The following is a 14,222-nucleotide window of genomic DNA, read 5'->3' on the forward strand; positions in this document are numbered from 1 at the left end:
GGTCAGCGCGATCACGGCACCGGTCAGGCGGCCTCCTTGCCGGGGATCACCTGGACCAGCCAGGCGCCGGTGACGTCGCGCGGGGTGACGGTGAGGGTGACCAGGGAACCGGGGGCGGGTGGGGTGAAGCCCGCGACCTCCGGCACGGGCCGGTACGTCGCCGTCTGCCAGTAGAAGCCGACCTCGCCGGCCTCGTAGTCCCACCACGTCGGCGAGTTCACCTCGACGCCGTCTAGCGAGATGCCGAGCGTGCCCGGGGTCTGCGCCCGCAGGCGCAGGTCGTAGCGGTCCCGCCAGGCGATGGTGACGCTCATCGGGCGCAGCGGATCGGCGGGGTCGCTGCGCAGCCACCGGTGCTCCTCGGCCGGCGCATGGTCCACCGCGCCCATGACCAGCGTGCCCTCGAACTCGACCGGGCGCAGCGCGGCCGGGCGTGCGGGCAGCGGGTAGTCGGCGAACGCCATGTTCTCGCCGACGGCGAGGCTCATCCAGGCGCTCGACGGCACCGGTTGCGGCTCCGTCTTCTGCTCCTGCTCGTGCCAGAGCACCATGCCCTTCGCGGTCATCGTGACAGTGGCCGGTGTGCCCGGGCGCAGGTCGTGTTCCGCCGCCGCCTGCCGGTGATCAGGCCACGAGAAGCTGCTGCTGCCGCAGGTGCCGCCGTGGCTCGCGTGACCGTTGATCGACATCTCGTATTCGAGCGTCCCGTTCGGCACCCCGGTGCCGCAGCGCAGGAAGTATCGCAGGTCCGTCGTCGTGGGAGTCCATGACACGGTCACCGACGTCGCGCCCGGCGCGGTGGTCGCGGCGGCCACCACGCGCGCGCCACCGGAATACTCCGGGAAGCCCTCGATGAGGCGGGGCAGCGGGCTCGGGGTGACCGCGGGCTGCGGGGCGCTGCGCAGGGCGGGCGTCACGCCGTACCCGATGAGGACCAGCGCGACCATGGCGGCGAGCGCGCCGCCCGCGGTCATCCGCCGACGGCGGCGCGTGGTGATGCGGCCCTGCACGTCCTGCAGACGCAGGTGGTGCGTCACGTCGGACGGGGTGGTGGAGCGGTCGTCCAGCAGCTCCTTCAGGTCGATCATGCGAAGGCCCCCTCGATCGTGAGCGACTCGTCCAGGCGCAGCCGGGCCAGCGCCTTGGCGGCCTGGCTCTTCACGGTGCCGACCGACACCCCCATCGCCTCGGCGATCTGCGCCTCGCTGAGGTCCTCGAAATACCGCAGCACCAGCACGGCCCGCTGGCGGCGGGGCAGCCGGCCCAGCGCCCGCCACACCTCGTCGCGGGCGTCGACGCCCAGGTGTGGATCGCTGCCCGCCGGTTCCGGCAGCACCGCCGTGGGCTGCTCGCCGCGCCAGCGCCGCCGCCACCAGGTGGCATACGTGTTGACCAGGATGCGGCGCACGTACGGCTCGGGGTCGGCGTCGATGCGCCGCCACGCGCCCCACGCCTTGACCAGGCTGGTCTGCAGCAGGTCCTCGGCCTGCCCCCAGTCGTGGGTGAGCAGGTAGGCGGTGCGGAGCAGCCGTGGCGAGCGGGTCGCCACGAACTCCGCGAAGGTGTCGCTGTGCGTCACCGGTCCTCCAGGGTGTCGGTCGCCGGTACTACCACTCGGCCGACCGAGGGGGTTGCCTGCTGCCCCGGAGCTGCCCGCAGGTCCCGTGAAGCTACCCGCAGCACCGCCTCCTCCGCAGGTCAGCCCCCATGGAGTGGCAAGAGGGTGCCCTTGCGCAACGGACAGCGGTGGGCGGAGCTACCGCTCGTCTCGCTGACGCGAGCCGACGACGCCCTTCCTGACGTGGCGGGTGAGGAGGAAACCCTCGTCGGTGGTGAGGACGTGGGCGGTGGTCATGGGGCGGGGCGGGTGGGGCGGGCCCGCGGTGATGCGGCCGGAGCCCGCCCCGGCCAGCAGCGGCGACAGGGTCAGGCACAGCTCGTCGACCAGATCCTCCGCGCCGAGGGAGCCGAGCAGGCGGGGGCCGCCTTCGCAGAGGAGCTGGGTCAGGCCCTGCCCGTGCAGCAGGCGCAGGCCGGCGGCCAGGTCGGGCACGTCGGCGACGTCGGCGACCGGGGCCAGGGCGCGGCGGGCGGCGGGTTCGGCGGCCGGGCCGGTGAGGATCAGGGGCCGCACCGGGGCGTCGGCCAGCGCGGGCGCGGCCGGGTCCAGGCGCAACGTGGCCGAGACCACGACCAGCCGGGGGTACGCGGGCAGCCCGTGCGCGCCCCGCCAGGCGCGGCGGGCCGCGTCCAGGGTGAGCGGGCGGTAGCGCTCGTCGCGCAGCGTGCCCGCGCCGACGAGCAGCCCGTCGCAGAGCTTGCGCAGGAGCCGGAAGACGCGCTTGTCGTCGTCGCCGGAGAGCCCGGTGGACAGCCCGTCCACGGTGACCGCGCCGTCCAGGCTGGACACGAAGTTCATCCGCAGCCGGGGAGAGTCCGCGCGCGGGTACAGCCGCGCCAGGTCGTCGTCGTCCAGCGCGGCCAGGCGGCCGGTGATCACTCGCCCGCCGCCCCGGTGGCCGGGGGCGTGGGCTGCTCCGGCCGGTGCTGGCAGTCGCACCACGACCGGCCCTTGCACTCGCGGTGCCGCCGCTCCCGGCACGCCTGGCAGATCATGTGACCACTTTATCCGCCGGTCGCGCCCGGCAGGGCCGCTGCGGCGGGCCGGACCACCCGGCCGGCCACGCCGGGGCAGGTGGGTGGCGGTCAGGGTGTCCCGATGACCGAGGTGACCTCGCCGCGGCGGTTGCGGGGCTTGCAACCCACCACGACCACGCTGTCGCCGGACTCCAGCGTGGCGACCTCCTGCCAGGGCAGCGCCTTGCCGCCGCGCAGCACGGCGACCACCGGCTCGGGGCACTCGCGCGGCGTCCGGCCGATCTCCTCTGGCCGCACCGGGCGTTCGACGAGCTCCAGCCCGTCGCCGTGCACCAGCAGATCGGAGAAGACCTCACTGACCAGGGGCGACTTGGCGGCGACGCCGAGCAGCCGGCCGGCCGCCGCGGACGAGGTGATCACCGCGTCGGCGCCGGAGCGCAGCAGCAGCGGCTCGTTCTCGGCCTCCCTGATCGCGACGGCGACCAGGCACTTCGGGTTGAGCTGGCGGACCGTGAGGGTGGCCAGCACCGCGGTGTCGTCGCGGTTGGTGGCCACGATGACGCGGGCGGCGGTGTGCACCGAGGCCTGGCGCAGCACCACGGCCCGGGTGGCGTCGCCGAGCACGGCGGCGTACCCGTCACGGTTGGCCTCGTCGATGTACTCCTGCCGGTTGTCGACCACCACCACCTGCTCCGGGGAGGTGCCGGAGGCCAGCAGTTGGCGGATCGCGTTGGCGCCCTTGGTGCCGTATCCGATGACGACGGTGTGCCCTCGCAAGGTCTTCCTCCAGCGGTCGCGCCGCACTTGGTCACGGTAGTTCTTGGTGAGCACCTGGAACGCCGTGCCGACCAGGATGGCCAGGAACGCGATCCGCAGCGGGGTGATGACCAGGACGTTCACCAGCCGGGCGGTGGGGCTGACCGGCACGATGTCGCCGTAGCCGGTGGTGGACAGCGTCACCGTCGCGTAATAGAGCGCGTCCAGCCAGCTCATCTGGCCGTCGGAGCCGTCCTTGTAGCCGGTGCTGTCGGCCATCACCACGCACACGACCGCGGCCAGGATGCCCAGGCCGTACAGGACGCGCCGGCCGATCTGGCGGACCGGGTCGACCTCGCGCTCGGGCAGCTTGATCTGCCCGCGCTCGATCGCGGCGGCGTGCTTGGTCTTCGGCCCGGCCATGCTCGGAGAGTATCCGACGATCAGCTGTCCAACCCTGACCGTATGAACGAATTAGTAATCGTCGAACGGCCAACAACCGCCACGTACTTCCTGGTGAGGCTCTCTCGATCATCCAGTGACGTAGGTAACAGAATGGGAACGCTCCCATCAGGTCCCTTGACACCCACGTAACCTCACGGCAATCTCATGGGAGCGCTCCCGACCATGTGGTCCACGCCACAGGGAGCCGATCCCTAGTTTTCACCCCCACCGCACATCGACGACCTGAGAGGGGTCAGGATGAGCACGAATCTGCGGCGCCGTTCCTTCGCGGCGATCGCACTCGCTGCCGCCGTCACGCTCGGCGCAGCGGCCTGCTCGTCGGAGGAGCCGGGCACCGGCCCCACCGAGCAGATCACCCTGAATGTGGATGTCTTCGGCAACTTCGGTTACGAAGAGCTTTACAAGCAGTACATGGCCGAGCACCCCAACGTGAAGATCGTTGAGCGTGGCACGGGCTCCCAGCTGGACGCGCACAACCAGCAGCTGACCCAGCGGCTCGCCGCCGGCGCCGGTGCGGGTGACGTCGTCGCCCTCGAAGAGGGCGTGATCATCTCCTACCTGGACAAGGCCAACCTGTTCACCGACCTCGGTGAGTACGGCGCCAAGGACCTCGCGGGCAACTTCATCCCGTGGAAGTTCCAGCAGGGCACCACCGCCGACGGCAAGATCCTGGGCCTCGGCACCGACGTCGGCTCGATGGCCATGTGCTACCGCACCGACCTGTTCAAGAAGGCCGGCCTGCCGACCGAGCGTGACAAGGTCTCGGCCCTGTGGCCGACCTGGGACGACTACATCAAGACCGGTCAGACGTTCAAGAGCAAGGTCAAGGACGCCGGCTTCATCGACGCGGTGACCAACACCTACAACACGATCCTGATGCAGAAGGCCGGTCAGGGCGCGGGCTACACCTACTTCGACAAGTCGGGTGCGATCACGATCGACACCAACCCGGCGGTCAAGGACTCCTACGACCTCGCGGTCAAGATCCTGGACGCGGGTCTGTCGGCCAAGCTGCAGGCCTGGACCCAGGAGTGGAACAACGGCTTCAAGCAGGCCCAGTTCGCCACCATCGCCTGCCCGGCGTGGATGACCGGTTACATCACCGAGCAGAACGGCGCCGACGGCAAGGGCAAGTGGGACATCGCTGCCGCGCCCGGTGGCGGCGGCAACTGGGGCGGTTCCTTCCTCGCCGTGCCGAAGCAGTCCAAGCACGCCAAGGAGGCTGCTGAGCTGGTCAAGTTCCTGACCAACCCGGCCGGCCAGACCGCCGCCTTCAAGTCGAAGGGCAACCTGCCCTCGTCGCCGCAGGCGCTGGCCGACGCGGCCGTCAAGGCCGCCGTGAACGAGTACTTCAGCAGCGCCCCGACCGGCGACATCTTCGCCAAGGGCGCCCTGGACCTCAAGCCGGTCTACCTGGGCGCGAAGAACGCCCCGGTGCGCACCGCGGTCGAGAACGCGCTCCGCACGGTGGAGCAGGGCACCAAGTCGTCCGCCGACGCCTGGACCGCCGCCGTCACCGACGGCAAGAAGGCCGCCCAGTAAGTAACGCCCGATGAAGCCGGGGTGCGCGGTCGAGCCGACCGCGCACCCCGGCCATGGCAGTGACACGGTCGGCCGGCAACGCACAGGAGTGGTCATGGCAGTGCAATCCTCCACGCGACCTGAGGTCGCGCCGGGGCAGCGCAGGGGTGGGTCGAAGCCGCCCATGGAACCGCAGCGGAGCAGGGGAGTGCTCGGGCGGCTCGACATCAAGTACTCCCCGTACCTCTACATCGCGCCGTTCTTCGTGGTGTTCGGCATCTTCGGCCTCTGGCCGCTGATCTACACCCTGCGGATGTCGCTCTACGACTGGGATCTCGGCTCCACCGTCGAGACCGCGAAGTTCGTCGGATTCGACAACTTCACGATGTTCCTCGGCGATTCCGACTTCTGGAACTCGGTCGTCAACACGATCGCGATGTTCCTGATGTCCACGATCCCGCAGCTGATCCTCGCGCTGATCCTGGCGAACGCGCTCAACAAGCGCCTGCGCGGCCGCACGCTGCTGCGGATGGGTGTGCTGATCCCGAACATCACCTCGGTCGCCGCGGTCTCCATCGTCTTCACCCAGCTCTACAACCGCGACTTCGGTCTGATCAACTGGGTGCTCGGCTTCGTCGGCGTCGAGCCGATCGACTGGACGGCGCGCAGCTGGTCGTCGTGGGTCGCCATCTCCTCGATGGTCGACTGGCGCTGGACCGGCTACAACGCGCTGATCTTCCTGGCCGCGATGCAGTCCATCCCGCGCGACATCTACGAGTCGGCGTCGATCGACGGAGCGTCGGGCTGGCGGCAGTTCTGGACCATGACGGTGCCGATGCTGCGGCCCACCATCATCTTCGTGACCATCATCTCGACCATCGGCGGCCTGCAGCTCTACGGTGAGCCGCTGCTGTTCACCGGTGGCGGCAACCCGCTGCTGGGCGGCTCGGACCGCCAGTCGCAGACGGTGACGATGTTCCTGATGGAGCAGTTCTACATGAAGTTCGAGCTGGGACGGGCCGCCACGGTCGCCTGGCTGCTCTTCATCCTGATCATGATATTCAGCATCATCAACTTCCTGTTCACCCGCAGTCTCCGGTCCGCGGACGGGAAGGCCAAGCAGAGGAAGGGCGTGACCCGATGACCGCCACGGCCGTACGCCACGGCACCACGGCGCCCGCGCCGAACCGTCGTCGCCGCAAGGGCGGAGGCGCCGCGGAGCGGCTCTGGCAGGCCAGCCCGCTCACGTACATCACCCTGCTGGCCGCGGTGGCGCTCTCGATCTTCCCGCTGTACTACATGTTCGTCATCGCGACCCGCACCAACGACGCGATCGGGCAGACCCCGCCCCCGGTGACCCCGGGTGGCGAGATCGGCGGCAACGTCGACCGCCTGCTGTCCAACGACAGCGCCGCGTTCATGACCGGCCTGGTGAACTCCGCCATCGTCGCGACCGTGGTCACCGTGTTCGTGGTGTTCTTCTCGTCGCTGGCCGGCTTCGCCTTCGCGAAGCTGCAGTTCAAGGGCCGCAACGGGATGATGCTGGCGATCCTGATCACGATGATGGTGCCGACGCAGCTCGGCATCGTGCCGCTCTACCAGATGATGTACGAGTGGGACCTGCACAACAAGCTGCCCTCGATCATCCTGCCGTTCCTGGTCAGCGGCTTCGGCGTGTTCATGATGCGCCAGTACGCGAGCCAGGCCGTGCCGGACGAGCTCATCGAGGCCGCCCGGATGGACGGCTGCAGCACGTTCCGCACCTACTGGAACGTGGTGCTGCCGGGGCTGCGTCCCGCCATCGCGGTGCTGGGCCTGTTCACCTTCATGGAGCAGTGGAACTCGTTCCTCTGGCCCCAGATCGCGCTGGGCGACCCCACGAACCCGACCGTTCAGCTCTCCCTGCAGCGCCTCTCGCAGGGTTACTACAACGATTACTCCCAGGTGTTCGCGGGTACGCTGCTCAGTGTCGTGCCGTTGCTCGTGATCTTCATTATCTTCGGTCGTCAGATCATCGGCGGCATCATGGAAGGTGCAGTAAAAGCGTGACCACTCAGCAAGACCCTCAGCTCGCCACGCCGACCGTGTCCTTCCCCCAGGACTTCCTCTGGGGTGCGGCCACTGCCTCCTACCAGATCGAGGGCGGCGCGTTCGAGGACGGGCGCACCCCGTCCATCTGGGACACCTTCGCCCGCACCCCGGGCAAGGTGCTCAACGCGGACTCCGGCGACGTCGCCTGCGACCACTACCACCGCAGGGCCGACGACGTCGACCTCATGGCCGAGCTCGGGCTCCGGTCCTACCGTTTCTCCGTCGCGTGGCCCCGGGTGCAGCCCGGCGGCCGCGGGCCCGCCAACTCCAAGGGCCTCGACTTCTACCGGGGCCTGGTGGACGACCTGCTCAGCAAGGGCATCGAGCCCTGGCTGACGCTCTACCACTGGGACCTGCCGCAGGAGCTCGAGGACGCCGGCGGCTGGCCGGAGCGGGACACCGCCTACCGGTTCGCCGAGTACGCGGGCCTCGTCCACGACGCGCTCGGTGACCGGGTGAAGTTCTGGACCACGCACAACGAGCCCTGGTGCAGCGCCTTCCTCGGCTACGGCTCGGGCGTGCACGCGCCCGGCGTGACCGACGGCGCGAAGGCCCTCGCGGCCGCGCACCACCTCAACCTGGGCCACGGCCTGGCGGTGCAGGCGATCCGCGCGGCGGTGCCGGACCGGCAGATGGGCATCACGCTCAACCTGCACTCGCTGCAGGCCGCCACGGACGCGCCCGAGGACCTCGACGCGGTGCGCCGCATCGACGGCGTCGGCAACCGGATCTTCCTGGACCCGGTGTTCCGCGGGGAGTACCCGGCCGATCTGCTGGCGGACACCGCCGAGCTGACCGACTGGTCCTTCGTGCAGGACGGCGACCTGGCGATCATCAACCAGCCGCTGGACATGCTCGGCGTCAACTACTACACCCGGCAGGTCGTGGCGGGTCCGTCCGACGACGGCGCGCCGCAGTCGCACTGGCGGGCCCCGTCGGCGTGGCCGGGCAGCGGGCAGGTCCGCTTCCTGACCCGGGAGCTCCCGGTGACCGAGATGGGCTGGGAGGTCGACCCCGACGGGCTCGTCGACCTGCTCAAGCGCACGCACGAGAACTACGGCCCGATCCCGATGTACATCACCGAGAACGGCGCGGCCTACGACGACAAGGTCGCCCCCGACGGCTCGGTGCCGGATCCGGACCGGGTCGCCTACCTGGACGCCCACCTGAAGGCGTGCCATGAGGCGATGGCGTCCGGGGTGCCTTTGCGGGGATACTTCGCGTGGTCGCTGCTGGACAACTTCGAGTGGGCCTGGGGCTACTCGCGGCGGTTCGGCATCGTCCATGTCGACTATGACACCCAGGTTCGCACGCCCAAGACCAGTGCACACTGGTACGCGGACGTGATCCGGCGCGGCGGGCTCGCCGCCTGACGGCACAGCAACCCGGGGCCGGCCACCGGCCGGCCCCGGACCTGCCCAGAACGAGGAGCATCGATGACGACGCAGCGCACCAGGTCTGCGGGGCGGCCCACGCTGGATGAGGTGGCCGCGCTCGCCGGCGTGGGCCGGGGCACCGTGTCGCGGGTCGTCAACGGCTCACCCCAGGTCAGCCCGGAGGCCCGCTCGGCCGTCCAGGAGGCGATCAAGGAGCTGGGCTACGTGCCCAACCGCGCCGCCCGGGCCCTGGTCACCCAGCGCACCGACTCCGTCGCCCTGGTCGTGTCCGAGTCGCAGGAACGTGTCTTCACCGAGCCGTTCTTCGCCGGCATCGTGCGCGGCATCAGCTCCGCCCTGGCCGACACGTCCCTGCAGCTGTGGCTGGCCATGGCGCAGACCCAGGGCGAGCGCCAGCGCATCGAGAACCACCTCACCAGCCAGCACGTCGACGGCGTGCTGCTGGTCATGCTGCACGAGTCCGACCCGCTGCCGCAGCTGCTGCGCCAGCGCGGCCTGCCCACCGTGCTCGGCGGCCGCCCCGTCAACGTCGACCCGCAGATCTCGTACGTCGACATGGACAACGTCAACGGGGCCCGCGCCGCCGTCGAATACCTGCTGGCCTCCGGCCGCAAGCGGGTCGCCACCATCGCCGGCCCGCAGGACCTCGGCGTCGGTGTCGACCGCCTCGTCGGCTACCGCGCCGCCGTGCAGAACGCCGCCGTCGAGCCGCTCATCGAGTTCGGCGACTTCAGCGAGTACAGCGGCGTCGACGCGATGCGCCGGCTGCTGGCCCGCCGTCCCGACCTCGACGCTGTCTTCGTCGCCTCCGACCTGATGGCCGCCGGCGCGGTGCGCGCCCTGCGCGACAACGGCCGCCGCATCCCCGAGGACGTCGCCGTGATCGGGTTCGAGGACTCGCCCGTCGCGCGGCAGACCGACCCGCCGCTCACCACCGTCTACCAGCCCGTCGAGGACATGGGCCGGCACATGGTCCGGCTGCTGCTCAGCCGCATCCGCGGCGAGGACCAGCCCACTCACGTCCTCCTCGACACCCACCTGGTCCACCGGAATTCTGCGTAAGCTGCGACTGCTCCGTGCGCACTGACGGACGGTGGCCACCGAGGGCCTTGCCCACAACGCGGTCGGCCGCCGGCGTCACGCGCCACCAAGGAGGTAAGCGCAGCGAAGCCGACGACTGGCGCGTGACGTCGGCTGAGAGGCCGAACGCCGCGCCCGCGGAGCGGGTGCCGGATGACAGTGAGTTCATTCGTCGTCCGCGTGGTGGACACGCGTTGACGGCGGTTCGGGTGGGCGTGGAGGATATGAGTCCGCCCCTTGTCGGGCGGTGCATCGCATTCAACATGGTCGTTGTGTGTGGAGCTGATGGTGTGGTGTTGCCGCACCATTTGCCTGTGATCGGCGATCATGGGTAGGCCCGGGTGGCGGCAATGGCGGCGCCGGTCCGGTGAAGACGCGCGCTGACCTGCGGGTATGAGGTGGAGATTGTCTCCCGCGGATACGGCGCTGCAATGCGTACGAAACGGTAATAGGGCAAGCTCGGACAGAGTTCCGGCACAAGCCCGCGTGCCGTCGTGGAGAGGAGCCGCCATGCTGCTGAGGGTCAGAGTCGCCCTGCCCGATCGTCCCGGCTCGCTGGGGCAGGTGGCCCGGACTCTGGGTGTGGCCGGCGCGGACATCGTCCAGGTGGTCGTGCTCGAGCGTCTCGGCGGCCGGGCCATCGACGACTTCACCGTGGTGTGGCCCGGTGGGGCCGGGGTCGAGCGGCTGCGTGCGGGGTTGGGCGCGATGCCCGGCGTGCGGGTCGACGGCATCTGGCGCGCGATCGGCGCGCCGGTCGCGGGCGCGTTCGACGCCGAGCTGCTCACCCAGGTCGCGGCCAACCCCAACGAGGGCCTGGCCACGCTGGTGGACACGGTGCCGGCGCTGCTGGCCGCCGACTGGGCGATGGCCCTGCAGGTGCCGGCCGACTGGGCCGCCCGCGGCTCGGTGGGCATCGACGCGCGCCACGGGGCCGACGACATGGCCGTGCTGGGCGCGGTGCGCAAGCGCCCGACGCCCCCGGTGGTGTACGCGAGCTGGCGCGCCCCGGAGCAGCTGCAGCTGCCGGAGGTCACGCCGCTGCGAGCGCGCGCGATCACCGGCGCCGACGGCACCCGTTATGCGCTCGCGCCGTTCGGCCGGGCGGGGCTGGTGCTGGTGGTGGCACGGACGGCCGACGCGGAGCTGCCGGTGGCGGCGTTCCACGCGACCGAGGTCGACCGGGTGGCGCAGCTGGTGCGCGCCGCCGCGGCGATCGTCGGCGACCGGCTGGACGCGGCGAAGGCGCCCGCCCCGCGGGAGCCCGAGCGCTCGGCGGAAGCACCGGCATCGGCGCTCTGACCTGCATAATCGTTTCTACCGTGTGACCTCGGGCATAGCGAGATCTTGACAAGGCCGTGTAACCGAGCCGAAACACGCCAGGCGCACTCTGAATCCTGTCGGTGGCCGCCCTCATCATGGAGGAGCGTCCATCGACGGGCAGTACCGCCGCAAGAAACGGAGCAGGTCATGGCGTTGTGGCGAGTGAGGGCGACCGTCGACGATCGTCCTGGGTTCCTGGCGGTGCTGACGGCGAGTCTCGCGCTTCGATCGGTCAACATACTCGCGGTCCAGGTGCACACCACGGAGGCCGGCGCCGTCGACGACTTCCTGGTGGACGCCCCCGACGCGCTGTCGGAGGACGAGCTGATCGCCGCGATCGAGCGCGGCCGCGGGCGCGACGCGTGGGTCAGCCGCACGGATGTGTACGGGCTGATCGACCCCCCGACCCAGGCGCTGGGCCTGGCCGCCCGCCTGGCCGCCGACCCCGACGGCCTGCACGGCGCGCTGTCCGGCCTGCTCGGCGGCAGCCTGGTGCGGCGCGAGCAGGGCGGCGCGACCGTCACCGGCCACGCCGACACCACGATGCGCCTGGCGGACCCGTTCACCGACAACGGCGTGCTGGTCGTGACCCGGCTCGCCCCGGCCTTCACGCCGGCCGAGTTCGCCCGCGCGCAGGCGCTGGTCGAGGTCGCCCGCGCGGCGCTGACCCGGCGGTTGGCCAGCGCGGTCGCGTTGCTGCCCGACGGCACCGAGGTGGCGTTCCGCCCGGCGGGCTCGGCGGACGTGTCCGCGGTGGACGACATGCACGGGCGCTGCGGCGACCGCAGCCTGTTCATGCGCTACCTCGCCGGGACCCGCGGCCCGAGCCGCGGCCGGCTGTCCCGGCTGCTGACCCCGGCCCGCGGCTGCACGCTGGTCGCCGAGACCACGGTGCCGGGCACCGCGGGCAGCCGCGTCGTGGCCGTGGCGAACCTGATCGGTGAGGGCGAGACCGCCGAGGTGGCGCTGCTGGTCGAGGACGGCTGGCAGCGGCGGGGCATCGGCACGGCGCTGCTGCGCCGCCTGCTGACGCTGGCGGGTCCGGCCGGCTTCCGGTCGGTCACCCTGCACACGCACTGCGACAACGACGCGATGCTGCGGACGATGAAACGGCTGCCCCACCCGGCCCGCACGGATCGGGACGGCGCCCTCATCAGCGCCACGATCGCGGTGTCCGAGCTGCGTGCGGCCGTGTGACCTGGTGGGTGAGGTGATCGACCGTTGGTAGGCGGTCGCACACATTGTGCGATGGCCATACTTGCGGTCGTCACACCATTTCACTCATGACCGCCCCTCACACACCTCCCACGGGCTACCGTGACGCTCCGTTGACCGACTGGCACCCGGATCGGCCGGTCGACTTCGCCGAGGCCGAGGAGTTCCTGCGTGCCTGCTACGCCGAGCTGCCGAAGCTCGGCCCGGTCGAGCCGCGGCTCGCCGTGGTGCGCGAACAGATCGCCGCGCTGGGGACCTACACCCACACCCACGCCGAGCTGGTCCACGGCGCCCGGATGGCCTGGCGCAACGCCAGCCGCTGCATCGGCCGGGTTTACTGGCGCAGCCTCACGGTGCTCGACCGCCGCCAGCACCGGGTGCCCGATCAAATCTTCGACGACCTCGTCAGCCACCTGCACACGGCCACGGGCGAGGGACACAACCGGGGCAAGCTGCGGGCGGTCATCTCGATCTTCGGGCAGGCGGTGCCGGGCCGCCCGGTCACCCGGCTGTGGAACGACCAGCTCATCCGGTACGCCGGCTACCGCAGCGGTGACGGCATGACCGGTGACCCGCAGTACGAGCACTTCACCTCGGCCGTCACCAGGCTCGGCTGGACCGGCAAGGGCAGCGCGTTCGACCTGCTGCCGCTGGTGCTGCAGACCGGCGACGGCGAGCCCCGGCTCTACGAGCTGCCCGAGTCGGCGGTGCTGGAGGTGCCGCTGGCCCACCCGGAGTACGGCTGGTTCGCCGAGCTCGGCCTGCGCTGGCACGCCGTGCCGGCGATCGCCAACATGCGGCTGTCGATCGGCGGGGTCGACTACCCGCTCGCGCCGTTCTCGGGCTGGTACATGGGCACCGAGATCGGCGCCCGCAACCTCGCCGACGTCCACCGGTACAACCAGATCCCGGTGATCGCCGCCCGCCTGGGCCTGGACACCAGCAGCGAGTCCACGCTGTGGCGGGACCGGGCACTGGTGGAGCTGAACCGCGCGGTGCTGTGGTCCTTCGAGCGCGCCGGGGTCCGCGTCACCGACCACCACAGCGAGTCGCGCCTGTTTCTGACCCACGTCGAGCGCGAGCGCCGGGCGGGCCGGGCCACCCCGGCGGACTGGACCTGGATCGTGCCGCCCATCTCGGGCGGGCTCACCCCGGTGTTCCACCGCTACTACACCGAGGCCGACCAGCGGCCGAACTTCTACCTCGATAGGTCCGCCCAGCACCTGTCGCTGACCGCGACACCCGCGGTGACGGTGCCGGCCCAGCGCACCGCACCGGAACCGCGCACCGCCGTGGCGGGCGAACCGGCCCGCTGCCCGATCACCGGCCAGTTCGCGGCCGCCGCACCGGCGGCGGACTTCGCCGCCGACCGCGACCTCGGCTCGCCCGACGGCCTCGGCCAGGACGACCTGGACTTCGACCTGGACGGCCTGGCCTTCGACGGCCACGACCCGCAGCTCGTGGACGGAGTGAGCCGCCCATCGGCGAGCGATACCGCGCCGGCCGGGTCCGCACCCGCCCCGATTCCCGCCGAGCCGGTGCCCGCCCGCAAACGCGGCCTGCGCCGCCTCCTGGGCTGACAGCCACTGACCTGGGGTTATCCCAGAACTCGTGACAAACATCTCCGTCGGGGTGAGGGTGGGTCGGCGTGACGGCGTCGACCCACCGCTCCGGCGGGCCGCCGGGCCGAGCCGGCCCGGTATCGATCTTGAGCAAGGCTGCAATCGGGCCTGGAGATGGACTATGGTCGGGGCACGCTGAACCCCCTCCCCCCAG

Annotated in this window: 12 protein-coding genes; 8 read left to right on the forward strand and 4 right to left on the reverse strand. The window is 71.0% G+C overall.

What is annotated here, in order from left to right; all coding sequences use genetic code 11:
• Nucleotides 1-23 precede the first annotated feature (23 nt).
• The 4 genes from HAV39_RS03330 to HAV39_RS03345 form a co-directional block, all read right to left on the reverse strand.
• A complete protein-coding gene (locus HAV39_RS03330; RefSeq protein WP_191837678.1) occupies nucleotides 24-1,088 on the reverse strand; it encodes a hypothetical protein in 1,065 nt (354 codons plus the stop codon).
• Entirely contained in the window at nucleotides 1,085-1,579 is a 495-nt protein-coding gene (locus HAV39_RS03335) for a SigE family RNA polymerase sigma factor (RefSeq protein ID WP_191837679.1), read from the reverse strand. The genes HAV39_RS03330 and HAV39_RS03335 overlap by 4 nt, the downstream gene beginning before the upstream one ends.
• Nucleotides 1,580-1,756: 177 nt before the next feature.
• Nucleotides 1,757-2,500 carry a pyrimidine reductase family protein gene (locus HAV39_RS03340; RefSeq protein WP_373311661.1) on the reverse strand — a complete coding sequence of 248 codons (744 nt, stop codon included), beginning with the start codon at nucleotides 2,498-2,500 and terminating at the stop codon, nucleotides 1,757-1,759.
• Nucleotides 2,501-2,706: 206 nt separating this feature from the next.
• A complete protein-coding gene (locus tag HAV39_RS03345) occupies nucleotides 2,707-3,777 on the reverse strand; it encodes a potassium channel family protein (protein WP_191837680.1) in 1,071 nt (356 codons plus the stop codon).
• 279 nt (nucleotides 3,778-4,056) lie between these two features.
• On the opposite strand from HAV39_RS03345, the gene HAV39_RS03350 reads away from it, so the two are divergent.
• From HAV39_RS03350 to HAV39_RS03385, 8 genes are all read left to right on the forward strand, one after another.
• Nucleotides 4,057-5,361 (forward strand): ABC transporter substrate-binding protein, encoded by a 1,305-nt coding sequence (locus HAV39_RS03350; RefSeq protein WP_120318731.1) that lies wholly within the window; start codon nucleotides 4,057-4,059, stop codon nucleotides 5,359-5,361.
• A 94-nt stretch (nucleotides 5,362-5,455) separates the two neighbouring features.
• On the forward strand, nucleotides 5,456-6,484 hold the full coding sequence (locus HAV39_RS03355; RefSeq protein ID WP_120318732.1) for a carbohydrate ABC transporter permease: 1,029 nt from the start codon (nucleotides 5,456-5,458) through the stop codon (nucleotides 6,482-6,484).
• Nucleotides 6,481-7,389 (forward strand): carbohydrate ABC transporter permease, encoded by a 909-nt coding sequence (locus tag HAV39_RS03360; RefSeq protein WP_191837681.1) that lies wholly within the window; start codon nucleotides 6,481-6,483, stop codon nucleotides 7,387-7,389. Before HAV39_RS03355 ends, HAV39_RS03360 begins: the two co-directional genes overlap by 4 nt.
• Nucleotides 7,386-8,804 (forward strand): GH1 family beta-glucosidase, encoded by a 1,419-nt coding sequence (locus tag HAV39_RS03365; protein ID WP_191837682.1) that lies wholly within the window; start codon nucleotides 7,386-7,388, stop codon nucleotides 8,802-8,804. The genes HAV39_RS03360 and HAV39_RS03365 overlap by 4 nt, the downstream gene beginning before the upstream one ends.
• A 63-nt stretch (nucleotides 8,805-8,867) precedes the next feature.
• Complete coding sequence (locus HAV39_RS03370) at nucleotides 8,868-9,890, forward strand: LacI family DNA-binding transcriptional regulator (RefSeq protein ID WP_120318735.1); 1,023 nt, start codon at nucleotides 8,868-8,870, stop codon at nucleotides 9,888-9,890.
• A gap of 528 nt (nucleotides 9,891-10,418) precedes the next feature.
• Nucleotides 10,419-11,210 (forward strand): ACT domain-containing protein, encoded by a 792-nt coding sequence (locus tag HAV39_RS03375; RefSeq protein ID WP_191837683.1) that lies wholly within the window; start codon nucleotides 10,419-10,421, stop codon nucleotides 11,208-11,210.
• Between the two features lie 168 nt (nucleotides 11,211-11,378).
• Nucleotides 11,379-12,428, forward strand: a complete 1,050-nt coding sequence (locus HAV39_RS03380) for a GNAT family N-acetyltransferase (RefSeq protein WP_191837684.1) — start codon at nucleotides 11,379-11,381, stop codon at nucleotides 12,426-12,428.
• A gap of 86 nt (nucleotides 12,429-12,514) precedes the next feature.
• Nucleotides 12,515-14,026, forward strand: a complete 1,512-nt coding sequence (locus HAV39_RS03385; protein ID WP_191837685.1) for a nitric oxide synthase oxygenase — start codon at nucleotides 12,515-12,517, stop codon at nucleotides 14,024-14,026.
• Nucleotides 14,027-14,222: the final 196 nt, after the last annotated feature.

The sequence above is a fragment of the Catellatospora chokoriensis genome (assembly GCF_011297315.1).
GTDB classification, from domain to species: domain Bacteria; phylum Actinomycetota; class Actinomycetes; order Mycobacteriales; family Micromonosporaceae; genus Catellatospora; species Catellatospora citrea.